The 24,962-nt window shown below is 59.6% G+C and carries 29 protein-coding genes and 1 tRNA gene; 8 read left to right on the top strand and 22 right to left on the bottom strand.

All coding sequences use genetic code 11. The features are described 5' to 3' along the window. Positions 1-121 precede the first annotated feature (121 nt). From MSIL_RS15720 to MSIL_RS20330, 4 genes are read left to right on the top strand one after another with little or no spacing between them, the layout of a single operon-like run. Positions 122-406, top strand: a complete 285-nt coding sequence (locus MSIL_RS15720; protein WP_012592065.1) for a hypothetical protein — start codon at positions 122-124, stop codon at positions 404-406. Beyond that, positions 403-1,341 (top strand): phage protein, encoded by a 939-nt coding sequence (locus MSIL_RS15715; protein ID WP_012592064.1) that lies wholly within the window; start codon positions 403-405, stop codon positions 1,339-1,341. Before MSIL_RS15720 ends, MSIL_RS15715 begins: the two co-directional genes overlap by 4 nt. After that, complete coding sequence (locus MSIL_RS15710) at positions 1,334-1,678, top strand: OTU domain-containing protein (RefSeq protein ID WP_148213112.1); 345 nt, start codon at positions 1,334-1,336, stop codon at positions 1,676-1,678. The genes MSIL_RS15715 and MSIL_RS15710 overlap by 8 nt, the downstream gene beginning before the upstream one ends. 1 nt (position 1,679) lies before the next feature. Further along, complete coding sequence (locus MSIL_RS20330; protein WP_012592062.1) at positions 1,680-3,551, top strand: transglycosylase SLT domain-containing protein; 1,872 nt, start codon at positions 1,680-1,682, stop codon at positions 3,549-3,551. 8 nt (positions 3,552-3,559) lie between these two features. Here the strand turns inward: MSIL_RS20330 and MSIL_RS20905 are convergent, their stop codons facing one another. Next, positions 3,560-4,735 (bottom strand): retropepsin-like aspartic protease family protein, encoded by a 1,176-nt coding sequence (locus tag MSIL_RS20905; RefSeq protein ID WP_012592061.1) that lies wholly within the window; start codon positions 4,733-4,735, stop codon positions 3,560-3,562. Between the two features lie 831 nt (positions 4,736-5,566). Between MSIL_RS20905 and MSIL_RS22055 the strand changes: the two genes are divergently transcribed. Next, entirely contained in the window at positions 5,567-5,806 is a 240-nt protein-coding gene (locus MSIL_RS22055) for a hypothetical protein (RefSeq protein ID WP_012592060.1), read from the top strand. A 150-nt stretch (positions 5,807-5,956) separates the two neighbouring features. Here the strand turns inward: MSIL_RS22055 and MSIL_RS15695 are convergent, their stop codons facing one another. The 3 genes from MSIL_RS15695 to MSIL_RS15685 form a co-directional block, all read right to left on the bottom strand. After that, entirely contained in the window at positions 5,957-6,238 is a 282-nt protein-coding gene (locus MSIL_RS15695) for a hypothetical protein (protein WP_187148662.1), read from the bottom strand. Between the two features lie 338 nt (positions 6,239-6,576). Continuing rightward, complete coding sequence (locus tag MSIL_RS20895) at positions 6,577-6,789, bottom strand: hypothetical protein (protein WP_012592058.1); 213 nt, start codon at positions 6,787-6,789, stop codon at positions 6,577-6,579. A 26-nt stretch (positions 6,790-6,815) separates the two neighbouring features. Continuing rightward, positions 6,816-7,073, bottom strand: coding sequence for a helix-turn-helix domain-containing protein (locus MSIL_RS15685; protein ID WP_041368110.1), 258 nt, complete (start codon positions 7,071-7,073; stop codon positions 6,816-6,818). A 91-nt stretch (positions 7,074-7,164) separates the two neighbouring features. On the opposite strand from MSIL_RS15685, the gene MSIL_RS15680 reads away from it, so the two are divergent. Genes MSIL_RS15680 through MSIL_RS15670 form a run of 3 tightly spaced genes read left to right on the top strand, consistent with a single transcriptional unit; the run spans position 7,165 to position 8,210 of the window. Next, positions 7,165-7,632: a hypothetical protein gene (locus MSIL_RS15680; protein WP_012592056.1), complete on the top strand. Its 468-nt coding sequence runs from the start codon at positions 7,165-7,167 to the stop codon at positions 7,630-7,632. Next, positions 7,632-7,880, top strand: a complete 249-nt coding sequence (locus MSIL_RS15675) for a hypothetical protein (RefSeq protein ID WP_012592055.1) — start codon at positions 7,632-7,634, stop codon at positions 7,878-7,880. Before MSIL_RS15680 ends, MSIL_RS15675 begins: the two co-directional genes overlap by 1 nt. A gap of 3 nt (positions 7,881-7,883) precedes the next feature. Further along, positions 7,884-8,210: a hypothetical protein gene (locus MSIL_RS15670; protein WP_012592054.1), complete on the top strand. Its 327-nt coding sequence runs from the start codon at positions 7,884-7,886 to the stop codon at positions 8,208-8,210. 664 nt (positions 8,211-8,874) lie between these two features. Here MSIL_RS15670 and MSIL_RS15665 read toward each other — a convergent pair. The 18 genes from MSIL_RS15665 to MSIL_RS15585 all read right to left on the bottom strand — a co-directional run bounded on the left by MSIL_RS15665 (position 8,875) and on the right by MSIL_RS15585 (position 24,895). Next, the gene (locus MSIL_RS15665) at positions 8,875-9,135 is read right to left on the bottom strand and encodes a PepSY domain-containing protein (RefSeq protein ID WP_012592052.1); all 261 of its coding nucleotides are present in this window, start codon (positions 9,133-9,135) and stop codon (positions 8,875-8,877) included. A gap of 192 nt (positions 9,136-9,327) precedes the next feature. Beyond that, positions 9,328-9,403, bottom strand: a tRNA-Glu gene (locus MSIL_RS15660). A gap of 92 nt (positions 9,404-9,495) precedes the next feature. Continuing rightward, positions 9,496-11,307, bottom strand: a complete 1,812-nt coding sequence (recJ, locus tag MSIL_RS15655; protein WP_012592051.1) for a single-stranded-DNA-specific exonuclease RecJ — start codon at positions 11,305-11,307, stop codon at positions 9,496-9,498. 80 nt (positions 11,308-11,387) lie between these two features. Beyond that, positions 11,388-11,843 carry an arsenate-mycothiol transferase ArsC gene (locus MSIL_RS15650; RefSeq protein WP_012592050.1) on the bottom strand — a complete coding sequence of 152 codons (456 nt, stop codon included), beginning with the start codon at positions 11,841-11,843 and terminating at the stop codon, positions 11,388-11,390. A gap of 40 nt (positions 11,844-11,883) precedes the next feature. Continuing rightward, on the bottom strand, positions 11,884-12,372 hold the full coding sequence (locus MSIL_RS15645) for a UPF0262 family protein (RefSeq protein ID WP_012592049.1): 489 nt from the start codon (positions 12,370-12,372) through the stop codon (positions 11,884-11,886). Next, positions 12,369-13,670: a histidinol dehydrogenase gene (gene hisD / locus MSIL_RS15640; protein ID WP_012592048.1), complete on the bottom strand. Its 1,302-nt coding sequence runs from the start codon at positions 13,668-13,670 to the stop codon at positions 12,369-12,371. The genes MSIL_RS15645 and hisD overlap by 4 nt, the downstream gene beginning before the upstream one ends. A gap of 661 nt (positions 13,671-14,331) precedes the next feature. Further along, entirely contained in the window at positions 14,332-16,212 is a 1,881-nt protein-coding gene (locus MSIL_RS15635) for an MOSC and FAD-binding oxidoreductase domain-containing protein (protein ID WP_083772254.1), read from the bottom strand. Between the two features lie 211 nt (positions 16,213-16,423). After that, positions 16,424-16,708, bottom strand: a complete 285-nt coding sequence (locus tag MSIL_RS15630; RefSeq protein WP_012592046.1) for a hypothetical protein — start codon at positions 16,706-16,708, stop codon at positions 16,424-16,426. Next, a complete protein-coding gene (locus tag MSIL_RS15625) occupies positions 16,695-16,922 on the bottom strand; it encodes a hypothetical protein (protein ID WP_012592045.1) in 228 nt (75 codons plus the stop codon). The genes MSIL_RS15630 and MSIL_RS15625 overlap by 14 nt, the downstream gene beginning before the upstream one ends. A 3-nt stretch (positions 16,923-16,925) precedes the next feature. Then, positions 16,926-17,378, bottom strand: a complete 453-nt coding sequence (locus tag MSIL_RS15620) for a hypothetical protein (protein ID WP_012592044.1) — start codon at positions 17,376-17,378, stop codon at positions 16,926-16,928. Beyond that, entirely contained in the window at positions 17,375-17,743 is a 369-nt protein-coding gene (locus tag MSIL_RS15615) for a hypothetical protein (protein ID WP_012592043.1), read from the bottom strand. The genes MSIL_RS15620 and MSIL_RS15615 overlap by 4 nt, the downstream gene beginning before the upstream one ends. A gap of 21 nt (positions 17,744-17,764) precedes the next feature. After that, entirely contained in the window at positions 17,765-18,547 is a 783-nt protein-coding gene (locus MSIL_RS20325; RefSeq protein WP_012592042.1) for a glycoside hydrolase family 108 protein, read from the bottom strand. A 110-nt stretch (positions 18,548-18,657) separates the two neighbouring features. After that, complete coding sequence (locus tag MSIL_RS15605; RefSeq protein WP_187148661.1) at positions 18,658-19,770, bottom strand: SGNH/GDSL hydrolase family protein; 1,113 nt, start codon at positions 19,768-19,770, stop codon at positions 18,658-18,660. A 151-nt stretch (positions 19,771-19,921) separates the two neighbouring features. Further along, positions 19,922-20,929, bottom strand: coding sequence for a hypothetical protein (locus tag MSIL_RS15600; RefSeq protein ID WP_012592040.1), 1,008 nt, complete (start codon positions 20,927-20,929; stop codon positions 19,922-19,924). Between the two features lie 14 nt (positions 20,930-20,943). After that, on the bottom strand, positions 20,944-21,417 hold the full coding sequence (locus MSIL_RS21825; RefSeq protein WP_012592039.1) for a hypothetical protein: 474 nt from the start codon (positions 21,415-21,417) through the stop codon (positions 20,944-20,946). A gap of 78 nt (positions 21,418-21,495) precedes the next feature. Beyond that, positions 21,496-22,419 carry a hyaluronate lyase N-terminal domain-containing protein gene (locus tag MSIL_RS20320; protein WP_012592038.1) on the bottom strand — a complete coding sequence of 308 codons (924 nt, stop codon included), beginning with the start codon at positions 22,417-22,419 and terminating at the stop codon, positions 21,496-21,498. Beyond that, positions 22,416-24,551 (bottom strand): phage tail protein, encoded by a 2,136-nt coding sequence (locus MSIL_RS15590; protein ID WP_012592037.1) that lies wholly within the window; start codon positions 24,549-24,551, stop codon positions 22,416-22,418. Before MSIL_RS15590 ends, MSIL_RS20320 begins: the two co-directional genes overlap by 4 nt. Further along, on the bottom strand, positions 24,548-24,895 hold the full coding sequence (locus tag MSIL_RS15585) for a hypothetical protein (RefSeq protein WP_244406150.1): 348 nt from the start codon (positions 24,893-24,895) through the stop codon (positions 24,548-24,550). Before MSIL_RS15585 ends, MSIL_RS15590 begins: the two co-directional genes overlap by 4 nt. Between the last annotated feature and the right edge of the window lie 67 nt (positions 24,896-24,962).

The following is a 24,962-nucleotide window of genomic DNA, read 5'->3' as shown; positions in this document are numbered from 1 at the left end:
GCCGGTGTGGGCCTCACGGCGCTCCATCCACGCATGGCTGCGCCCCCCAGTCGTTATTCCTTGCGGCCGGGGGGCGCGAATTTGTCATATACGTCATCAGGAAAAGCAAGGACGTCAAGAAGTGAACACGGAAACGGAGTTGATGTTTGCGCGCCGCGATGTTCTCTCCGCTGCGATAGTTGCCTACCGCAGGGCGGGCGCATCCGACAAATCTGGCGCGAGAGACGTGCTGGCGCAGGCCGTGGCGGCTCTAATGGCCGCGCTAGATGATGGCGCTCCCCCGGCGGACGATAGGCAGCTTCGGGTCCGGTTAGCGACTCTCGGCAGCGTCTTCGTTCCTGATGCCGATGGCAGTCTCGCCCACGTCAAGATCGCCGATATCGTCACGGAGGCGCTACAGGCATGACGCGCCAGTGGATCAGAGATTGCCGCCTCACGGTTGGGGACGGCAAGACGGCACTCGACCTGTCGAATATGAGGATCAGGTTCCAAGTTCATCAGGACACCCTCCAAAGCTGCAACATAGCTGACATCTTCGTGACCAATCTCGCGGAGACGACGGCCCAAAAGCTCATGGCTAAGGAATTCACCAGAGTTGTTCTTGAGGCTGGCTATAAAGGCAATCGAGGGGTGATCTTTCAAGGCACGCTGATCCAGCCGCGCAAGGGCAGGGAGAACCCTGTCGATACCTATCTCGCTCTGCGATGTTCGGATGGCGACCAAGCGTATAACTATGCATTTGTCTCGAAGACACTCGCGGCTGGGGCAACGCCGAAGGACATTCTCCGCACATGCACGGATGCAATGAAGGAGCACGGCTCATCTATAGGGTACTTCCCCGACGATTTCGGGGGGAACCTGAAATATCCGCGCGCCGTGACTATGTTCGGTCCGGCGAAGCAATACCTTCGCACGCTCGCGCAATCAAACGATTGTCAGTGGAGCATCCAGGGCGGCAAGGTTGATATGGTCCCGAACAATGGTCATAAGCCGGGCGCCGCGTTCGTGCTGAATACGACCACGGGCCTGATCGGAATGCCGGAAGAAACTACAGACGGCATCTATGTCAAATGCCTGTTGAACCCGGCCATCCGCGTGAACACGCTTTTGCAGATCAACGAGAGTTCCATCAATCGTGCCGCCCTCGATCTATCTAATCAGGGGTATCCCAATAGCGACAAGCTGTTGATGCAAACCGGCGTGAAGGACGGCATCTATAAAGTGCTGTCGATCGATTGGGAGGGCGATACACGGGGCAACCCCTGGTATTGCGATATTGTCTGCATCGGGGCGAAAACGGGCGATCCGAGTCCCGGCCAAATCGGAAAGGGCCGTGGCTGACATGCGCGATGATCAATCAATAAGCCATGTATTGAACTCACTCGGCGAGCACGGAAATAAGATGGCCAACGCCATCGGAGGCGTCGAAGAGCACGTCGTCGAATTGTGTGATTCGATGTTCGCTTTTGGCGTTGAGACCGGCGTCGATCGCGTTGAGACGTGCCGACAGGCTGTCATGGCGCCGGTCGAGGCCATGGCGAAGGACGCATTTCGCGCCACTGGATGGCCGCGTCAACAACGGAAACGCATGGTGCAGACGGTTACAGACCTGGCGCGCAAGACATTCGATCGCCGCTGGGCGGAATTGATCGCCGCGCAGAAGCAGGGAAGCGCATAAAATGACGGACGTGCTCAAAGAATTTCTTGTTAGGATCGGCTGGGACGTTGACGAAGCCGGCTTGCGCAAGTTTCAAACAAATATCGAGACTGTTACGACGCGGCTGGCGACGTTCGCGGCTGGCGCCGTCGCCGCCGTCGCAGCGCTCACGAAGGCGGTAGAGCATTCGGCGGACGGGTTCGAAAAGCTCTTCTATCAGATGCAACGGACCGGCTCCAGCGCGGGCTATCTCAAGGCTCTGGGCGCCGCGGCCGAGCAGTTCGGGTCAAGCGCGGACGAAGCAACCTCGGCGGCCGAAAACCTCGCCAAGAAGATGCGTGACGCTCCGGGGTGGGCGCACCAATTGCAGCGCATGGGCGTCGATACTGCGCACGGTTCCGGCAAGACATTACAATCATTTCTCGATGTTGTGGCCGCGATGCCCACAATGCGACGAAACGCTTGGCTCGAAAATTATGGCATCTCCGAAAAGCTGTTCTACGCGCTGGAAAATCCGGGCGCCAAGAAGGCTATGGCGGATCGCGCCGAATGGATGAAGAAGGCCGGGCTAGACCCTGACAAGGCTGCGGCTGACGGCGCCAAGTTTATGCAGGTCTGGCGCGATCTTTGGGACAAGGTCGGCTATATCTGGGATGGCGCCCTGTCGAGTCTCTTCGACAAATACGGTCCAATCCTCCAGAAATTCGGCGACTATCTCCTCGCACATTCCGGCGAGATTCGAGATTTCCTCGTCAGGCTCGCCGACGCGTTTGTGAAGATCGCGACAGAGATCGGCAAACTGTTGCCGCAGATTGATAAGTTCGTCGAGTGGATCGGCGGGTGGGACAAGGTCATCGCGCTCTTTGTTGCGGGCTCGCTCTTCAAGCTCGTCGGCTCTCTCGCGCGGGTGACTACCCTGCTTCTCGGGCTGACGGCGATAAAGCCGCCGGCATGGCTTCTGTCGCTTCTCGGGGTTCCTGCGGCCTTGGCTGGTGCGGCTTACTTTGGTTCGACGAGCTCCCTCAATGCTGGCGAAGACGAAGCCGCGCGGCAAAGAGATATCGCGGGCGGCGGGAACGGCCTGGCGGGCGCAGATCACCGCAATTGGTGGCAGCGGAATATGCCGTCGTGGCTCGGGGGACAAGATGCGCCGGCGGGCGGCAATCCAGGCGGCGGCAAGGTCAACGTGAAGGCGGCCTATGATCTGATTAAGAAGGCCGGCGGGACAGATGACGAAGCGCGCACCCTTGCGGCTATCTCTGCGGCCGAATCCGGCGGCAATCCAGGCGCGCACAACATCCGAGGCAGAGATAATTCGTACGGGCTTTGGCAAATCAATATGCTCGGCGGCATGGGGCCGGAGCGTCGCGCGAAGTTCGGGCTGAGCTCCAACGAGGATCTATTCGACCCCGCGACAAACGCCCGCGTCGCTCTGCAAATGCACCGCAACGCCGGCGGCTTCCGCGATTGGACAACCTTTACGTCGGGCGCCTATCGCAAATTTCTCGGGCGCGAGAAGATCGGCGCCGCGGCTCCGACGCAGGAAAAGACCGCGGAGAGACTTCCGCCAGGCGTTCCGAAGGCCGGAACGGGATATCGCGCCGTGCCCGGCATGAAGAACTTTGGGATCGGCTCTGCGAACGCAGCGGAAGCGCCAAAGAACCCGTTCGGCGACCCTGCTCGTCTGCATGAAATGTTCAAGACAGCGCCGCTGGGCGTCTCGCCAGTCCACAACTCATGGAAGACGACGACGAACAATTATTCGCCATCACAAACGGTGACGGTTCACGTCGACGGATCGGCGAGTCCCGTCGACACGGCGAACGCGATCGGTGGAAACCTGAGGCGAGCGGGGAGCGATCTGGTGCGGAACATGAGGCCGGTGGCGCAATAATATTGGCTTCAATTCAGAATCAAGCCGTGCTTCTGATTATCAATGGACCATGACTTAAATCGGCTCAGGAAGCTCTGCCCCAAAAGAATTTGCGCGTTTACAGATGCGATACTGGCGGCCACATTTTCTAATGTTCGGTTGCCGACTCTCAGCGATCTGATCACGAAACGCTCGGATGGCACTTTAGAGCCATCCGCAAGAGTGTAGGTTTTGGATTCTAGGAAATCGTCTGCTGAAATCGTCTTAGAGCGCATTAGCGTCATGACAACATCAGCGGGGACGCTTACATCGCTTGCGCCGCTGTCTACGATTGCATCCAAAGTTATAGTATCATTGATGCGGATGGGAACTTGATAGATGCCGCCGACACTCTCCATCGCGACCATAAAGGCGGGACGTTGACTGGTTTCCTCTGAGGGCGGCGTTATCTGCGGATGCGTCTCAAGCGGAGTCATCACGTTGCCCGCTCGCTCTGGATCGGACGAAGAGTCTTCCGAGGCGCCACGCTTCATATGGGACGGGTCGGCGGCGAAAAATCGGAGCGACCCCTTGCCCTCCTGATCGTAGTTAGCGATCCATGCGAAACCTTCGCTTCCCCCGAGCCTATAGACAGGCAAGCGGCTTGCGGCGGAGCGACGAAAATCGTTGAGAAAGTCTACCAATATCCCCGCCTTGGGACTTTTCCCCTGCGCAAGTATCGACAACTCTCTCACGTTTAGCGGCTGTAGCTTGATTCCACCAAATGTTACAATAACCGCAGCTGGAAATTCAGAATTGTCAGGCAATCGGTAAATTTGAGGAGCTACGCCAAACCGCCTCGATAATCTCTCGATTTCTGTCTCGACCTCCGAAGGAGTGAAGTAAGCTGGAGTGACTTGTTTATTGACGTACCAAGCCAGCAGATTGGAGCCGTGCAATATTGTCCCAGAAACGCGCACCCCGTCCTTAATGTTAGATTGATTACACCTAGTAAAGTCTAGATATTGTTCACTTGGCGTGCACCTATAGCGGCGATAAGCGGCGGAGTTCGGGGCTACAGGCCCTCCAACAACTAATCCGTCAACCGCAAAATTTGGATTGGGGTGGATTGTAACGATCCTGTCTTCGGCAGAACATACTGCCGGCGGGAGCAGGAGGGTCACGGTTAGAAGGACGGAAGCAAGGCTAGAACGTTTCTCGCTCATTGTTTCGGTCCGATATTCAAAGTCGCCATGGGCTGCACGAGTTTTTCAAACCAGGTCGCCATCGGTCTTCCCCCGCCTCACGATCTCGACGTCGAGCGACCCCGCCGGAAGCGGGCGCAGAAGTTCGCTCTCGGGCTTATCCAGATAGATCCAGCTTTTCCAGTCTTCCGGGCGCAGTGCAGATCGGCGCGGACTTCTGCAAAGCTGACGATTTCAGCGGTCACGGGCCATACCTCCGCAAAATATGAATTAGACAAAGCAATCAATCTGGGGGGCCTAAACTTCGCCTCAGCGCTAAATCACGTAGCAACGAGATCATCTTTTTCTCCAATTTTTGGCGCCTTGTGGCGGCGAAAAGGGCCGCGCGGTAAATCTCTTTTTCTGACGCGTTGGGGTGCTCAAACCGAAATTGGATAAGCAAATCATCGCAATCTCTACTATACGCCGCGACGGTTTCGAGCGTGCGGGCTAAATCTTCAATGTAGCAATCCATAAAATAAGCGTCCGCAATACCACAATATCAATCATAGGTTGCATAACGCTATAGCGAAATTGTGGCTTGAACGGAACGCGATTTCAGTTCTGAGGCTTCCTCCTTAACCTAACGCCAGGTCCGCCGCCGTTTTCCGCGGATGTTGATCCCACATTGACCGAATTTTGCTATGGGCGTTTTTACTTGAGTCGAAAAATGGTCAAAGATATGCTGCGGGCGGTTACTGCCGTCGCACTCAATCCAAGACTTTTGAAAAGATATTCGACCAAAACTCCCCAATCGATGAGTCGCCGTTTTTTCGGCTGCTTATAAGATAATAAAAATAATGGAGGTCCAGGATGAAACGCTCAACTGCATTTGCAACTGCACTACTATCACTTTCGTTCGGCGCCGCGATTACCGAGAACGCCAATGCTGTAGTGTACTGCCAATATGTGTCTTACCCCGCCAATTGCGTTGTGAGGCCTGGGGTCGTTCTACGGCCGCGGCCGGTTGCGCGAGCCGCAGTGCGAGAGGCGGTGCGGCCGGGAACGCCGATGAATCGGGGCGGTCCCGTTGATCGCGTCGGCAGGCGCTAACCCACGCAGGTTCCGCCGAGCGCCTTTCTCAGCGTGAACCCTCGTCTCCCGCCATTCTCGGCGATGAACTCGACGCCAGCGGCTTTAGGGCATCGTGCTCCACTGGTAATTGAGAGGCCGTGGTCATTTCTGAAGGAGCTCCCGGCCTCCTCACAGCCATTCAAACGGAATGCCCAAATTCGTGAGGCGTTCGATGAAGCGCTTGTCGACCGGCTTAATGATGCTCTCTCTGAAGCCCACGCCCAATAATCGCCGAGGAGTGCGGCTTTCATTGTCCGCAGGGAGTTGAGCCTGCCATTCCTGGTAAGCCCTATCGACTTGTATCTTTAAGCTTTGGTCGAAGCGAATCAACTGAACGGCCGCCTCGCGGCTCGCCTTCGCGGCCCCGAAGAGGAGCGTTGCAGAATTGCTTAGTTTACGTTTCGAGCGCAAGTTCCTACCCCGTGTGACGCAACGCAGGTCGCGCGGCCAAGAGAGCGCCGCCCACGTCACGATCGGCGTCGCGCTCACCATCCTCCGCCAGTCTAACAAGGTGGTAGGCGAGCGCCAATCGCCCTTCACCGGTCTGCTGAGACAGAGGGACCAGCGCCATCCGGCGCTCAATCGACGAAATGAAATGCTATTACGCTTGGAAGGGTTGCGTCTGTCGGCATTCTAACAGATCGGTCGCCAAGTTGGCGTCGGGCTATGGATCCTTTGTGCCACCTCCGAGCAGCCGACGGCAGCTGACGTCAGACAATAATGGGCTTCGCAGCGATGAACTCGCCCAGTTAAGGACGCTCGAAGGGAACGCCGATTGCGGCTAGGTGATCAATGAAGCGCCTATCGACCAATCTGGCGACGACCGCGCTATTTTTTGGTCCCTCGACGACCTGATCCTGATTAGCCTCTTTTGCGTCATGTGTCGCGAGGTTGGCTTTCCATTCCTGGTAAGCTTTCTCGATTTTCTCTTCGAGGCGTGCGTTAAACCGAATCCACTGCATGCATTGCCGCCGGCCGACAGCGCTCCCTAATTCTGAATGTCCTTCCTGAGCCTTACGCCGGCCCCTGAGCCGTTTTCCGGGATGAATTCAACCCCCGCAGCCTCAAGAGCGCGAGCGATGGCATCGACGTTGTTCCCCATTCCCGCGGCAGGCCCATCGGTGGCTTCCATTCGCTTCAGGGTAGGAATGGAAATATTCGCCTGCGCGGCAAGCTGTGGCTGTGTCATCCCCAAGAGGGTGCGAGCCGCAGCAATCTGCCTTCCAGTTGGCCTTTTTTGATCCATATAGATCACAAATATCCAAACGTATTGACAGCTCCAATTAGCTGATCTAATTGTATCACACTGATATGTTAGATCAAGTGGAGCAACCACAATGCCGAACGACACCGTTCCGGCAGCCGCTAAAGGCTTGCCAAATTCAGACATCAATCCGCCGTCAGGCCTCGCAGAAACCGCCTCCGGGCTGGCCGTCGTGCGCTCGAAGGACTTCAGGGCGCTGCGGCCGTCGGTGCTTTCAGGAGAGGAACTAGCCAAGTTCCTGAAGGATCTGGACGCTTATGTCGCGGCCGATCAGCAGGAGGAGCATCTGGACAGAACCGTGTCTCCCCGGCGCCCGAGGGAAGAGTATGTCGCCGCGCGCCTGCGGATCAGAGGCCTGCGTCGTGTGCTGAACAAGCCCCTCAAGAAGATCCGGGCAGCGAAGTCCACGACCATCGACGACATCCTGTTCAAAGCGTCTCTCGCTGAGATCGTCGACAATTACGAATGCTGGGGAAGCACAACGTTGGGTCATTCCATCGTCAACGATCTCCTGTCCGCCGCCTGTGAATGGAGGGCGTGATGGCGATCACGAGCGCAGATGTTCTTCACGCCCTTATCCGCGAATGTACCGAGAAAGCCGCCGAGGCAGAAGCGGCCGGAGATAACGCAAAAGCGAGCGTCTTTCACAGGCTGATCGGAAAGTTCACCGCCCAATTGGATTCCTTAGGCGGTCCGCGAAAAACGCTGCCAGTGACTCGCGAAAGGCCGTGGTGGCTTCGGCGGCGGTCAAACGACTTCGACATGAGCCGCAATTATCAGAGGATGTGAACGATGATCTCTCCGAACACCCCTGCGGGGACCAAGGTTGTCTGCATCAATACTCGCGACAGGTTTCTCGCTCGTCCGCGCATCACGACGGGAACGCTGGATGGCCTCACGGAAGGTTGCGTCTACACGGTTCGCTGCTTCCATCCCGACGAAGACGTGATCGGCGGCTTCGTCGTCTATATCGACGAAATCCTCCGCGGACGGGATGGGGTCCGGCGCCATGAATGTGGCTACGCCCCGCAACGCTTTCGAGTGCTGCAAACAACGCAGCATCGAGCCGATACGCCAGAGCGTGCGCCGGTTCGCGTCAGGGAACTTGAGGACGCCTGACGCTTCTGCGCCACCGCTTGGTGGAAAGAGCGGACCATCGAGATTTGCTTCCGTTCCCCCAGGGTGATGGTCCACTCTCTCGTTGCGGAGAGTGGACCGACCGTCGCGGTAAGCAAACATCGAATCGGAATGGCGGGTCGCTTTACCAAGAGCTGTGTCATTGGCGTCACGGCGAGGGCGGCGGATATCCATGCCCAAAAAGAAACCGGACCAAAGCCCGGTTTCTAGTCATATTGGGAGGTGATTCACGTAAAGGCGCCGTGGCGCCGTAGGTGTCGCCCGAGCGCATGAAATCGGGCGACGTCTCGCTCTAGCAATTAACGAGCCGAACCCGTGGAATATAGCGCAGGCTAAGGTCGCAGCCTACCAGCAGCGGGTGATCCGACGTCCATTAACCCAATGCGTCCGGCAACGATGGCGTCCGCTCTAGCCACCTGTGACCATGCCAGCCGCTATTATTCCAGCCGCTGCCGTTCCAGCGTTGCGCAGACGCCGGCTCTGGCGCCAGGAGCGCAAAGCCGAGAATCGTGGCTATTAGGCCAACCATAAGCTTATGCATTCGTTTCTCCCTGATCCTTGGCGCATGGATTAGCAGCTGGACTTACAAAAATCTGAAACTGCTCTTTAGTCCGGCGCCACGAATTCCGCGGATGCGGCAAGCGCGTTAGTCTCCGTCATCGGGCTCAGACTTTGTGATTTCTCCCGTCTTAGGGTCGGCGTTGAACTCGATGATTTTGCCGTCCTTGACGGCCTTGCCTTCCCAATAGCCATCGTCCGCCTCGGCTTTGATGGCGCTGTAGCCTTGGCCTTCCAGTTTTTTGATGAGGGCTTCTTTGCTGATCCAATCAGGACCAGGCGTGTCGCCAAAAGCGAAGGTAGCGCTGGCTGCGACAAGCACAGAAGCGAGAAGGATCGTGCGCATCATGAGGCGTCCTCCAGTTCAAAGGTCGGAGGAAACGCGTGCCTTGGACTTTCGTTCAGTTCGCCACGCCCGGCGCCGGCAGCTGTCCAATTAAGTGCGCCACACTCGCGTCAAATGCGCGCTGCTACATGCCGGTATATTGGACGGATATTGGACAGGCCGGCGGTGAGTTTAGCGCTAACTGATTGATTTCGTTGGCGCGCCCAAGGGGAATCGAACCCCTGTTTTCGCCGTGAAAGGGCGACGTCCTAGACCGCTAGACGATGGGCGCGGGGCCGGGGCGCACATCTGTCGTCGACGCCGCCCTCAGCGGCGCGACATATAAAGCGCGATCGCCAGACTGGCAAGTTCGCAAAAAGCAAGTCATGACGCGCGCGGTCCGCTTGCGGGGGCGAGGTCGATCAGCCGCAGCCGCACCCGCTCGGTCCCGCCCCAGCTGTCGAGCGCCAGCGCGCCAGCCAAATGGACGGATGAGCCGACCGCCGCGCGAAGCGCTTTTTCCAGCGGTTGCGCCGCCGCCCGGAATGCTATTCCGTCGATCGTCGAGCCGTCGCCAGCTTGCGCGCGCAGCTGCAGATGGCCATTGCCCACCTCATTGACGCGCATCAGCCTATGCGCCGGGAGAGCGAAGACCGGCTCAGAATTGCCGGCGCCATAGGGACCTGCCCGCTCCAGGGATTTGACGAGAGTCGCGGTCGCGCCGGCGGCTGTCACTGCGGCGTCGACCAGGAGCGCGTGGGCGTCGCCGCCTTCGGTTCGTTTGTCAGCAAGTTTTGATTCGAGAAAGCCTCGGAAGTCCTCCAGCCGGTCCTTGGCGATCGTAATTCCAGCCGCCATCGCATGGCCGCCGCCCTTGACCAGAATTCCCGCTTCGACCGCCGCGCGCACGACGGCGCCGAGATCGACGCCCGGAACGGATCGCCCCGAGCCGACGCCAAGATCCGCGGAAAAGGCGATCGCGAAGGCGGGCTTGCGCTGTCTTTCCTTCAGCCGTGATGCGACGAGACCGACAACGCCCGGATGCCACCCGTCCGAGGCGACGACGATGGCCGCGGCGTCAGGCGAGAGCCCGCCGGCGATCGCCTGCGCCTCCGCTTCGTCAAGCGTTCCGCTTTCGATCACCTGCCGCTCGCGATTGAGACGGTCGAGCTCTTCGGCGATGCGCTTGGCCTCGATCGGGTCGGCGATGCTGAGCAGACGCGCGCCAAGCGCCGCGTCGCCGATTCGCCCGCCGGCGTTGATGCGCGGGCCAATCAGAAAGCCAAGGTGATAGGGGGTCGGCGGACCCTCCAATTTCGCGACGTCGAACAGAGCGCTCAGGCCCGGGCGCAGCCGCTGGCGCATCACCGCGAGGCCCTTGGTGACAAAGGCGCGATTCAGCCCCCCGAGAGGCGCAACATCCGCCACCGTCGCGAGCGAAACCAGATCGAGCCCGCTAAGGAGATCGGGCTCCGGGCGGAGATTGAAAAATCCCTTTTCTCGGAGCCTCCGATTGACGGCGATCAGGGTCAGGAAGACGACGCCCGCGGCGCAGAGCGCGCCAAGACCAGATAGATCATCCTGCCGATTGGGATTGACGATGAGCGCGTCCGGCAGGTTTTCTGGCGCTTGATGATGGTCGAGGACGATCGGCTCCAGGCCAAGCGCGGTCGCCTCCGCCAGGGGACCATGGCTCATCGTGCCGCAATCGACGGTGATCAAAAGGTGACAGCCGGCCGCGGCGAGATTGCGGATCGCGCCGATATTCGGACCATAGCCTTCGAAGATGCGATCGGGGATGTAGACGAAGGCCTCGACGCCGCAGGCGGTGAAATAATCGGCAAGGAGCGCCGAAGACGCCGCGCCATCGACGTCATAATCGCCAAAAATCGCAAGTTTGCGCGAGCCTTCGACGGCGGCGGCGATCCGTTCCGCTGCGGGCTCCATGTCCTTGATGCAAAACGGATCGGGGAGCAGGCGCCGCAGCGTCGGATCGAGATATTCGTCGCATGTCTCGGGCCCGACGCCGCGCCCGGCCAGGATCCGCGCCAGAATATCGCCGTGGCCGCGCAATTGCGTAATCGCCGCGGCCCTGGCCTGACCGCCGGCGTCGAGCCGGTCGCGCCAGCTGACGCCGAGCGCCGAATGTTCGACGCCGAGGAAGGATCGGGGCTTGGGGAGAGGCGATTCGCTCATGCCCGAAGTCTAACGTGAGGAGCGCGCGGGCGCGAGCCGGCAAAACTGCGCGCCGCCGCGCAAAGAAGCTCAAGTATAAATCAAAGATTTCCCATCGGCCGATAGTCCAGCAATTTTTCAATTCGCTCCAACAGCCCGTCCCGCGTGCCGCGATAGGCTTCGAGCATCCTTTCGCGCGACCCTTCGACCGCCGTCGGATCGATCGTCGGCCAATAGACCACGTCGATCGCCAAGGTGCGCGTGAGGTCGAGAACCTTGTGATGGGCTTCCGGCGATAGGGTGACGATGAGATCGAAGGACATATCTTCCAGATCTTCAAACGTCTGCGGGCGGTGTCTGCTGATGTCGACGCCAAGCTCATCCATCGCGGCGATCGCGAAACCGTCTTGTTCTCCTTGCTTCAGGCCGGCGGACGCGAAATAGATTTCCTTGCCGAAAAAATGCCTCCCCAGCGCCTCGGCCATCGGCGATCGCACCGAATTCTGCGTACAGGCGAAAAGGATGGATTGCGGACGGTCTTTGATTCCGGCCTTCATCCTGGCGGCGCCTTGGCGTCCCCTTTCGCGGGCATCGACGCTAGCCCTTCCAGTGCAATGCGGCGACGAGGGTGAAGATGCGCCTCGCGGTGTCGATGTCGCAATCGATCTTGCCTTTGAGCCGCTCGATCAGCATTTGCGCGCCCTCGTTATGAAGGCCGCGCCGTCCCATGTCGATCGCCTCGATTTGGCCAGGCATCGCGGTCCTGATCGCCGCGTAATAGCTTTCGCAGACGAAGAAGTAGTCTTTGAGCAGTCCGCGCAACGGCGTCAAAGACAGAATATGCGTAACCAAGGGGGCATTGTGCTCGTCGAGGATCTCGAGCACCAGCTTGGAGTCCTGCAGGGCGATTTTGAGGCCATAAGGACCCGCATCATGCCCCGGAACGCCGAAACTATTTTCCTCGATCAGATCGTAGATCGCGATCTGACGCTCATGCTCCTTATCGGCGGTGCTGCGGCCGATCGACGCCTCGTCCAGGGTGACGGAAACAAGTCGATTACGGGCGGCTGGATCCGTTCCGCTCATGACGCTCCCTTTTCGAGACGAAGCGCGACTGACCGCGCGTGAGCATCCAAACCCTCCGCGCGACCGAGGGCGACCGCTGCGGGGCCAAGAACGACGAGGCTATCCGGGCCGCATTTCAGGATTGACGTCTTCTTCATGAAGTCCAGCACGCTCAAGCCGGAAGAAAAGCGCGCCGAGCGCGCGGTTGGCAACACATGGTTGGACCCGCCGACATAATCGCCAATCGCCTCCGGCGTAAAGCCGCCGAGGAAAATTGCGCCGGCATTGCGGATTTGATAACTGAGCTCTTCGGCCCCAGCCGCCATGATTTCAAGATGTTCCGCAGCCAGCCGATTGGCCAGGGGAACGCTGTCCTGAAGATTTTGCACGACGATGATCGCTCCAAAATCGCGCCAGCTTGCCGCCGCGATCTCCCGACGAGGAAGCGACGCCAATTGATCCTCGAGGGCCGCCGCGACGGCGTCCGCGAGAGCCGGCGCGTCTGTAATCAGAATCGATTGCGCCGCAGCGTCATGTTCGGCCTGAGCCAGAAGGTCGGCGGCGATCCAGCTCGGATTGGCGTCGCCGTCGGCGATGATCAGCACCTCGGACGGTCCGGCGATCATATCGATGCCAACCTTGCCGAATACGCGACGTTTGGCCGCCGCGACATAGGCGTTCCCCGGTCCAACGATTTTCGCCACCGGCTGGATCGTCTGCGTTCCATAAGCAAGCGCAGCGATGGCCTGAGCGCCGCCGATGCGGTAAATCTCATCGACCCCCGCCAGCTTGGCGGCCGCTAGCACCAATGGGTTCAGTTTGCCGTCCGGAGCGGGAGCGACCATGACGATGCGCTCGACGCCCGCAACCTTGGCGGGCGCCGCATTCATCAGCACGGACGATGGATAGCTCGCCGTGCCGCCGGGGACATAGAGGCCAACCGCCTCGATCGAAGTCCAGCGCCAGCCAAGCTCCACACCCAAAGCGTCCGTGAAGCGTTCGTCCTGCGGATATTGCCGCTTATGGAAAGCCACAATGCGCGCGTGAGCCAGTTTCAGCGCGTCGAGGGCCTCGGGATCGCAAAGATCGCCAGCCGCGTCGATCTCGCCGGCGGAGACTCGTAGCCCAATCCGGTCAAGATCTACCCGATCGAATTTCTTCGTCGCGCGAACGAGGGCGGGGTCGCCTTCGGCGACGACCTCGGCGATGATCTTCCTCACAACCTCATCGACGTCGTCCGCGGACTCCCTTTTGGCGCCGAGAAGCGCTTCGAAAGCCGCCCCGAAATCCGCGCGCCTCGTATCCAGCCTCAACGGCATGGCTCGTCTCCAAATCTGAGGTCCGACGCTGCACCGTGTAGCCGCCTGGGCCGGGGGTGGCAAGATTTTGGCGTCTGGCCTCCGACGAAGGCGTGCGAAGCCGCCCGCGACGCCGGCGCCAAACCGCCGGCGCGCGAATAAAGCAAGAAGATCAGGGATATGATTGTGTATTGACTCATCAATTATAATACTTTCAACAGCGGCCTTATGCGTCCACAATCCATTAATTAATACAAATATAGTCCGTCAAAAAAAAATTCTTATATTAGTCTTTTGCTGTTTATTCATGAATTTGATGCGTCCGCTCAAGAACGAGTCTTTGCGGCTCTTTGTTCAGGGCTTGCAGAGGAAATCCGCGCCGTGCGATTTGTGTTCAGCCGTTACGCACCTTAAGGGCTGCCCCCGCGCGGCGTAGCTATGCTTCGTTCGCCCCGTCCAGCGATCCAGGCGGCAATGGCTGGGTGTTCCGAGCGCCTACCGTGCGATTGTCCGGGACGACTGAAGGCGTGCGGTCGCCGCGTGCGGCGAACACGAGCAAAGATCGGCCAGGGGAGCCGGACCGGTACGCCAAGTATCTTGTCCGAGAGCAGGCCGGAAAACCGCTGCTATTGCGAACCGCGGTTCCGAGGTCATCGTGATAGGCGCCGATCGCAACTCGATTTCAAAGGTCGATGACGAGGTCGCCTTGGGGCTGGCAGCAGCAGATCAACACATTGCCGCCGGCGGGCGCGTCGATTGGCTCGGGCCGATATGTCACGGCCCCGGCCACAAGCCCCGTTTCACAGGTGTGGCAAACGCCCGTGCGGCAGGACCATCGTACGGGCACGTCGCACGCTTCGGCGAGATCGAGCAGGCTCTGGCAATTCGCCCCCCAGTAAACGTCTATACCGCTCCTGGCAAACGAGACGCGAGGGCCATTGCCAGGAGCCCCATGCGGCAGATGAGGCCGAGGGCGCGGCGACGCGGCGAGGCCTGGAGTCATGGGTGGACCCGAGCCGAAAATCTCGGTGTGGATGTTGCTTGAAGCGACCCCCCATTCGGCAAGACCAGCGCTCAGATCGCTCAAGAAGGTAGACGGCCCGCAAATGTAAAAATCAGCATTTCGCGGCGTTCCGAGCTCTCGCACGCCGCCCATATCCATATGCCCGCGAGCGTCGAAATCGACTCCCAACTGATCTTCGGCCGCAGGCAAACTGTAGAAAATGTGGCGGCGGCTGTAGGCCAATTTTTGCAGGAGGGCGTCCGTCTCAGCGGCAAACGGGTGATCGTGATGGTCACGAGTTCCGTACAGCCACCAGATCTCCCGTGCCGAAGCCTCCGCCGCCAAAGCGTGGAGCATTGCCAGCAGAGGGGTCGCGCCAATGCCCGCGCTTAGGAATACAACAGGTCCATCACCGGGCCGAAGCGTGAAGCCGCCCCGGGGCGCGCTCACCTCGAGCACGTCGCCAACCCGCAGTTCATCGTGGATGTATGCGGTGGCCGCTCCATGGGGTTCGCGCTTTACGCTTACACGATAGCGCTCAGCGCTGGGTTCGCCTGACAACGAGTAGCTTCGCAAGAGCGCGGGCGCATCGGCCACAGCCTTCAGCCGCAGAACGATAAACTGACCCGGCAGGGCTTTGGTCAGAGAGGATCCGTCGACAGACTCGAAAGTCAGCGAGACGACGCTGCTGCTTTCGGGAAGCTTTCGTGAAACCCGAAGCGGCCGAAATCCCGGCCATGCCGGAGCAGGTCCCGACGGCCGAGCAAGGCCCGCGTTTCCTGTTTTGGCGCCGCCGCTTTGGTCCTGCTGGAGCAGCGCCTGGAAAGATGCGTTCCAGCCGGGGCTCAGCGCCGGGATGCGCAGCGCGCGCTCGAGCTGGCCGCGAGGGTGACCGGGCATATACAGCAGAGCGTTGATCTCGAAGACGCTCATGCGTTCGGGCCCCGCGGCGACCTGCACGATCTCGTCGCCGGCTCCCACCTCGCCTTCCTGCAAAACACGAAAGTAGAACCCCGGCCGGCCATGCGCCACCAGCAGCGCGGCCATCTGCGGTTCGCCCATTCGGATGCCGACCCGGTAACAGGTGACGCGCGGCTGCGCCACCTCCAGCAACGCGCCGCCGACGCGATATTGATCGCCAATGCACACGTCTTGGTCGGACAGGCCATCAATGGTGAAGTTCTCGCCGAACTGCCCATGAGTGAAATCGTCTCGACCGAGCTGGATTTGCCAGTAGCGATAGGAGTCGATCTGATAGACGAAGACGGCGCGGTGCTCGCCGCCGTGTCCGGCGATGTCTCCCTGCCCATCCCCGTCAATGTTGAGATGACGCACCATGCGTCGCCCTCCCACGGGCGCCTTCCAGATGGCAGTGTGGACGGTCTTCCCGCGCCAGTCGATATCGCGCGGTAGGCCGACGTTCACTGAAAGCAAACGCGCCGTCACCTCCGCCTCCGGCGCCGACAAGAGGACTGCCCATCGCCAGACATCTGCACGCGATCCCTCTGAGCGACCGATACGAGCTTTCGGCTCGATTGTTGGCGCATAATCCTTGTTCATGCAAGCCGCACGAGACCAATTTCGCACCACACAGCATTGTATCATGCCTTTCATGAATCGAACTCGAAACAGCAAAAAAGCCCCCGCCTCGCCGGAGCGAGACAGGGGCACAAAATGAGGTAGACGCGGCTCTTCCGGAGTCTTCAGATAAAGCGCGGCATGAAACGTGGTCCTCCGATAGGCGCCGTCTCAGCTTCGCCGAGATTTTGCGTCAAATATCGTCGATCTTTCCTGGGAAGCGATAGGCGTGAGCGGCCGCAAGCGCCCGCGTCAAAGTATCGACTTTAGCCTCGAGCTTCCGGATCTCGCGCTGCAAATCGTCGACGTGCTTCTCATATCCCTCGATAAGGGTGCGAATACGCGCGTCGACGATCGTCGCCATCGAAGGCTGGCGGTTGAGAACCGCAACGATGATTGTTCCAAGCACGCCAAGCGCCGTCCCGACGCCGCCCGGGAGGACATTCGACCAGAAATCCGGGGCGTCAGGAACCGCCATTTGCTGTCTGCTCCTCTCGCGCGGGGCGGCCGCAAATGATCTTGACGCGCAGTCCGTCGCCGCCGCGCGGATCGGCCGCTGCGGTCGCCATACCGGCCATCGCGCATTCGCCCGCGGACGCCATCACCTCGCGGACATCGAGGGCGGTTTCTCGCGTGCATGCCTCCTGCGGCGCCGAGGCCAAGCAGGTCAGGATGAGGACGACGATTTTCATGAGTCACGCGCCCTTTCGGTTAAGCCAGGCCGATACATTGCCGGCGCCTAATGCGACAGCGTGAACGAGGAAAAAGCTGGAGACGATCGCCCATTCGAAGGTGTCGTAGGGCGCGGGGAGTTTCGGCACGCCGAGAGGGCCCGGCGCGCCGAAGATGAATTTCGAGGCGAGAATTGTGTCGAGAAAAACGAGCCCGAAATGGACCGCCGGCGGCACGCCGGCGATCAGCATGATCAGCCGATTGACCGGCTGGCCGTAGACCTGGACTTTTAAGGCGTTGAGCTCGATGTCGGATTTGAGCGCCTGGCTCATCACGGCTGCATCAGACGACGCGGCGGCCTCAAAGCCTCTTTCCGTCGTCGCGAATTTATCCCGCTCGTAATTTATCCAGGCGGCGACGAAGGGTTTGATGAGGCTGCCAAACAGCGCGTTGAGAATTGGCAGAAGCGCTATCATTCGTCAGCCTTCTTCGGTTCGATCTGCGCCGCCCTGACGATCCCGAAGATATGCGTCACGGTCATCAGCAGCATTATCGCGCCCGAGATCTTCAGCGCGACCTCTTCCGCGAAGAAAGCCGAAAAATCCACGAGATGAAGATTGTCCAGGGCGCCCGGGAGCACTGTCACAAACACGCCAATGGCGCCGGAAAGCCAGGTCTTCTGCCCGAGCAGGCGCAGCTTGAACTTCTGCCAGCCGGACAGCCCCGCCTCATCGATCTTGTCGAGGATGCCCGCGATGACGCGAAATTCCTTCAGCTTCGGCCGGATGAAAAGGAAGTAGACGGCAAGGCTTGCCGCAGTCAAAAGCGCAAACCACAACATTGGGATCTCCGGATTGAAGCGTCAGGATTTTGGTTGCTGACCTGCGGCTTGGGACACAAATTTGGTTGCCAATTGGGCTGCTGCGGCGGCTTGAGCTGCAGCCGCATTATTGAGCGTTGCGGCGCGCTGGCTCTGCCGCCACGCCGCGTAGGCGGCGGCGGCCGCCGCGACCAGCATCGCTGCGAAAATGAGCGCCGCGACGGAGGCTGGGGCCTCGAGAAAATGATGGGCGCCGGCGGCGCCCGCCGGCGCGGCGGCGGCGCTCCCCTTTGCCGCAGTCGCGCTCGCCTTTTGTCGAGCCTTGGCCGCCACGGCGTGTGGGGCGATCGGCAGACCGGCCATCTTCAAACTCGCGGCCTCGATCCGCGCCACGCGCGCGCCCCAGCCCTTGCCGAAGGCGCTCCAAGTCACAAGCGCGTGGAGAAACGAAAGTCGAATGGCCGCGATGTTTTCGATGACCTTGGTGATCGGCGGCGATCCCAAATTGGCTTTGCCGAGCGCGGATGTGGCGCGCGCCGGGCCCGAATTTACGGCGAAATCGAAGGCGGACAGATCCTCGCCCGGCCGAAGTTTCTCGCCTTTGACCGCATCCCAATAGGAGTGACGGTAGATATCCTCCAGCTCGGTATCGGAAATCCTTGACACGCTTTGGCGCGGCATGCGTTTGGCGCTACGGTATTGATCGTAGCGAGTCTGGGTCACGCCCTTGTTGGTGTGGCCCCCGGGATCACGCGGATCATTCGATTCGCCGCCCTCCTCCCGCAGCGTATAAGGCAGACAAACGGAAAATCCCCCGATGGCCATGGCGATCTCCAGAAAAGAAAAAGCCCGCGCGAGGCGAGCCAATATGGTGCAGGAACTAGGCGGTCGATTTTTTTCGTTAAAGCAACAGTGGCGAACCCGCCCAAGCCTGCCTAAGCCTTGCCGGCGATAGCCGCCAGAACGCCAGGAGCGTAGCGCAGACCGAGATATTGATGGCCGATCGTCGGCGGGTGCGGACCGCCCGAATCGTAGTACACGTCGCGATTGCCGTTGCCGGCAGGCGCGGCGGAGTTGCCGGCGCCCGTGATCCACGGACCGTTAGCGTCTGTCGTGATCGGGATGAAAAATAGGTTGGGATCGTTCAGCGACGCGACATAAGCCGCCTGGGCGATCTCCCATGCCAATGCCGTAGCATCGTTGACCGACGCCAGGATGCCGGTGACGAAAATCGGCATGCTTGCGGAATAGGCCCGCGCCTGAGCGATGCAGGACGCAAGGCCGGGCTGCGCAAGCGGGAAGCCGAACGTCGCGTCGTTGACGCCGCCAGCCAGCGAGATCACATCCGGATTGTAGTTGAGCAGATCGAACATGTGTTCCTGCATCCGGTAATTTACGCCGCCATTATTTGCATAATAGCCGACGCCGCCAATGCCGGCCGCGCGGTAGTCCGACACGCCAAGGTGATCGGCCATGATCTCGCTGTAGCCGTCGCCGGGACCTCCGGGCAGGTTTCCTGCCGATTGCGTGAGGCTGTCGCCATTCTGGATCCAGCGCAAATTGTCACCAGACGCCGGCGCCCATATCGTCTCTGCAGGACCAACCCACACGCCGTAGAACGAGGTAGCCGTGATCATTTCGATTTCGACCTGGCGCATTTGCCGGCCGCCGACTGCGGTGAAGTCAACCAGGGTGTAGGCCGGGACGGTTCCGGACGCAGCATAGGGCGCCAGCGAGACGTAGCGGCCATTGACTATGAGCCGGAACGTCCCAGTGACGCCCAGCACAAATTTTTGGCTGTCGGTAACGAATTTGATGCGAGGCGCAAGCGCCTGCAACGGCGGATTGCTGCCCGCGTTGCCTGCGCCTGTCGACCATGTCGTGCCGGATGGCAGTACGAGATAGACTGTAGCGTTAAATCGCGGCCAGCCGCCGGTGCAGTAATAGACGGAATTGACGCCGCCGTTTTTCAATGCCTGCTCAAGATGAGAATAGCCCGCCGCGACGACGGCCGCATTGTTGGCAAACTGACCCGCGGTCGTCGTCACTGTCGGTGGATTCGCCATAAGCGCTGGCAGACCCGTCAGCGGGTCGATAAAATGAGGGTTGCCGACCCCGGAGCGGGCGCGCAGCGCCAGTCGTTTGATTTTTCCATAAATCGTTTCCCCCGATTGGGGACGCCCGCGAAGATCCATCGATTTAGCCCTCCCAAGCTGTGAATTGCTGGAATGCGGCCTGACCAATGAGGCTCAATGCATTGCTTGGAACGCGGCTCCCGCCCCACTCGTAGCCATATCCGCCTGGATCGAATGACGTGGTTCCGAGCGTACCGAAACCTGCCGATCCGGTGAGCGAGGCGCCAAGGCCCAACGCCTGACTATCGTTACGAAAGGCAAGATATTGACGCGACGTATTCGTCCCTGCTACCAGCGTCGCGAGCGGCGCAAAAGCCGTCAGATTGAAAGTCGCCCCCAATCCTGAGCCGGAAGCGGATCCTTGAGACACTGGATTTGTGACAGGCGCCGTATAGACGCCCCCAGTCGCGACGGACAGCGTCAACGGAGCCATTTTGACGCTGACGGTCGCGCCGACGAGCCCGCCGCCGGTAACCGGCTCGGCGGTCAATGTGGCCGGGTTAACGCTATAATTTCCTACTGTCGTGATGCTGTTGATAGAGGTGATAACTCCGCCTGCGATCGTCGCAGCGAGCGTAAATTTAGTGCCCGTCCCCGTTGTTCCGGTTAGCGTCTGCGCGCCGGCAGCGCCCCCGCTGCCGGCGTTGACAATTGTGGGGATTGCCGCGAGCTGCGTTGCTACAATCGTGAGAACGGCCGGAGCATTTACGCCGGTTCCGGTCGGCAGCGTAATCGTGTCGTTCGGCGCATAGCCCCCTGTTGACCCGGTTGTCGCAACAGCCGCTGCGGAGACGGCGCCCCATATATAACCCGATCGACTGCTAACCGCGATTGTGGTGTCGGTCGCCTGAATCGCCGCAAGGATCGAGGCGAGCGTCGACACTTCCGTCGCTTGATTTGCCGCGGTTGCGGCGCCCGCTGGAAGCGGCAGTGCTGCAGCAGATATCGGCACCGCAGCATGGTCAGTAGCCAGCGCGACAGCAACGCTATTCGCGGTCGCCTGCGGCGCATTCGGCAACGTATTAATCGTCGCCCCTGAGCCAGGGGTAACGCTAAGGGTCGGCAAAGCCATTGCTATACTCCGTTCTACGCAGCGATTGCGGCAATCAATCCGCTATTCAAAGCTGTACTGAAATCCATGACGCCGCTCGAAGCGCCACCGCTGCTCACGAAAACGCCAGCGCCTTCGTCGATCTCGATGCTGAAACTATGCGATCCGGCCGACAACGCTCCCGTCATGATAGACCAAGCCCCGCCTACGTCTGCCGCCGTTACGCCTACAGGGCTTGCTGACCCGTCCAGATAGAGTCGGACCCCCAACCCCGCGGCGCTTCCGCCGGGACTTGTCACTACGCCACTGACAGACCCGGAGGAATAACTGGCTGTGGTGATAGGCGAAGCAGCGCCGACGAATATTTGCCACCCATTAGCCTCGAGGATCGCAACGTCGAAGGGCGGGATTGGAACGGCCACGCCGGGAATGCTCTGATACCGACGGCCGTTGATCGACATGCCATTCCGATTGCCATCGTCTGGCGGAGACATAAGTTGTGTCTTCATTGGCTTAGACTCCGGCGCAGCTGAAACAAGCGCCCGCCATGCCCGGCTAGATGTCTGGAAGGGGAGGCGGATCAGCGATTAGTTGAGGGCTTCCACGACAAGCTGGCTGAGCTTGATCTGATTGACGCCTGTTCCTGCCGACCCCCACAAGGTGGAGATCTTGAGGGGCAGAGCAGCGTTCGTCGCAATAGTCACCGGCATGGCAATCGTATTCTGGAATGACGATGCGCTGACATTTGCCGCTGCGGCCAAGACAGCGCATTCCAGGGGCGCCGATGCGCTTGGAGCGCCAATTGCCTGAAATATCCAGGAAAGCGCCAGTTGCTGGTTCGTCACGGAGGCCACAGGCGTTACCGCGCCAACGGCGCAAATGGCAGTTGCTCCAAGCTTGACCTTGGTAACAAGCGTCGGCGGCGCTGAACCAGTCGTAAGGCGCATAGCGGCCGTCAAGCGAAGAGCCCGTCCATTGATCAAGAAATTGGCGGGAATCACAAAACTCAGCGAATGATCATGATCCAAACCGGGGCCAGATGAGGCGTCGTTCAAATCGCCACTATTCTGCACTGAAAGCGTGCGCTGCACAATTCCATCGACCCATGCCGAGCCGTCAGCAGAGGTCTTCAGATGGAATTGATCGTCCCCGCAAAGACCCGCTTCAGCTCGTCCAGAATAATTCGTCTGATAAAGCAACGACGCGGTATCCGATACGCCATTCTTGTTGACCTTAAACTGGACCCCGGCGCCAATGTGATCGAAAAGCAACGCCGGTGATTTTACGACGACCCTGTTGATACTGTCGTATGACGCATTCACCCCCAAACCCGAGACATTCTGCAAGTTCGGCGGGTCTGAAAGAAGAGCCAGAGAATGGCCCCCCGGTGTTGCGCCGTCGTGGACCTGGACGCGCCAGGACGTCGTATCCACAAGTAATTCACCGGTCGCGCCGACATAAGTCGAGAGAAAGCTTGCCGTCTCGCGTCGGCTTTTTACTTGAACGCTCATTCTGATGCCAATCCCAGATCGATAATGGTCACATAGGGATCGGACGCCATGCCGAAATCGTCCGACTCGTTGACGCCTGAGCTCGCCAGGCCAAAGTCGAGATCGGCTCCCACCGACATGGTTCGGGCGACGGAGCCAAACAATCCGGATCCCCGCGATCTATAAGTGTAGACAGCACAGGTTGAGAGATCTTCAGCCTGTTCGCCAAAGATATTGAAGCTCTGAAACTTCAGATAAACATTCGCGCCGACATAGGCGTCTGGGATTTGATATTTGAAGATGGCGTCGTCCAGCCGCGCAAAAGCCGCCATCGCGGGATGCGCGCTCGGCGCTGAACCATAAAGGCCGCGTTCGAGGTAACTCAAAGCGTATTTGTTCGCGTCCGTTAGACTAGCGGACGCATAGCTCAGTAACTCATTATCGACGATACATAACGTGATGGCGCTTGCCGCATCAGCTTCGCTTACGGATACAAGGGGAGCGCCGCTTCGCGACATGTCGACAGCAAGGATATTTGACGTATCGGGATTTGATCCGGCCTGAGCAGAAAGAGCCGCCGACGTTACGCCCTGCCGCGCGGCCCCCGAGATCTCGCCAATCTGTCCGTATGTAACATTGTCCATAGAGACGTAAACGATTGCGCCCCCCCAATTTGGGTCTCTCGTCCCATCCGTTCCGCCGGAAAGCGCAATCCACACCTCAGCCTTGCCGCCCGTCAGCACGGCGGGCGGCTCAAAGATGATCGGCGGATTGACGGCCGCGGGGGCAACATTGCGGTCCGGCGGCGAACTTGCGCCGGACTCCACCGGATAAGCGACCGCCGTCGCGGCCCCGGCGGGATACTCTTCCGCGGTTATCGTCAGCGTTCCCGCGTCATCTTCCTCGATGGCGATAATTCGAACGACGGCATTGTTCAGGCCAAGCGCGGCATCGTTTAGCTCCACGAGGTCCATGGGCTCAAGCAAGCAATATTCGAACGACAATTTGAAGGTAAAGGTATTGCGAACATAGAGGCCGCGTTGGAGGGTCAATTGGGCGACGCGCTGCGCCACGGAGACATCACAAATCTCATGCGCAGTAATTGATTGGGCTTTGTGTAAACCGAAGCTTTCAATGTGATTTTGATCCCATGCCTCCACGGGAGTCGCGTCGTAATGATTGGATCTCTGCAGGATCTCGATCGACACCCAGTTCTTCGCATCGTAGGGATCAGCCCTCGTCACTTCGACGGGGTCTTGATCCCCAACGACGATATAGTCATCGTCCGTAAGGCTGTAAATCGGCGTGACGTTCGGCGCAAAGGAGGAGGATCCGCTCGGAACGAGGGCGCCGACAATTGTCGCATCCCCATAAGGAATAAACTTCAATTGACCGCCCGACCACACCGCGGCGGCGTTCGTCAGTTGAAGCCATCGGGTGAGAATGCTGTTGGCGCTTTCCTGGTTTGATAGCACGGGAGACAACGCAATTCCCGCCGCTTTACAGTAAGCCTGGTAGGACGAGCCACCGGAGGAGCCAAGCAGCGACGTCGCATTAATGCTTGCGGCAGGAAATCCAACGCCGTACTGAGGATTCGTCAGTAAATCTTGAATGATCAGGGCCGGATCGGAATCGAAGAACGTGACGCCCGAGTGGAAAGAAAGTTGTCCATACACTTCGAACGCCAGTGGCGGCAACGTTGCGCTGGACCCGAGGTCAAACGCGGGAGCGGCCGCATAGGCGAGGCCGCCATAAGGAAGCGCTTCAGCAGGATATGCGGCGGCCACATAGCCCCATGGCGCCTGCGGCGTCGCGCCATACATTAGGCCAAGCCCGAGCCACGATAAATCGGTTTCGCCTTTACCTTGCCACACCTTTTCAACGGAGTAGACCGGCCCCTCGCAAATTCCGAGAATGAAGGCCGCGCGATAATCATAGCCGCTAAGAGTTTTGCCTCCCCCTCCTTTTCCAGCCTTCTTTGTGTATTGCGGCGTCGACTGGAAGCCGCCGGTCCACACGATGTTCGGCGCGATCTTGTTCACGCCCCACATTATCTGAATCGGGACGGAATTGCTGGATGTCTGGACCTGCAATCCGGTGTAACTTGGAATGGCCGAGGCGGACGAGCTTCTGGCCGATCGAAGAAAGCTCATCGTTCGCCCTCGCGCCAGAGGCTAAAGGCTCGGGGACGACGCGTGGGCTTCGCAAGTTCTGCGTTGTGAGCGACCATCTCCTCGTAGACAAGCCCCGCCGGCTGGAAGGCATGCACCATGGAGAGCGGATCGGAGCTGGTCACGATGCCTCCGTGGCTGTAGCAACGGCCGTAGCGAAAGACCACGATGTCGCCTGATCGCGGCCGCTTAACTTCCGTGCAGCGATCGGTTACAAAACCGAGATAGCGCTCCTCGCTCCGATGCAGATGCCAATCCTCGGTATAAGGTCGTGGATCGAATGCAGGAATCAATCCGGTGTCCACGAAAACCCGGACGATAAGCATGCCGCAATCGACGCCCGCGCCGCGCACGTCAGCACAGCTGTGGTATGGCGTTCCAATCCATTTTCGC

Source organism: Methylocella silvestris BL2 (assembly GCF_000021745.1).
In the GTDB taxonomy this organism is placed as follows: domain Bacteria; phylum Pseudomonadota; class Alphaproteobacteria; order Rhizobiales; family Beijerinckiaceae; genus Methylocapsa; species Methylocapsa silvestris.
Note: the sequence above shows the minus strand (reverse complement) of the source record. Positions and strands in the feature narration are given on the sequence as shown.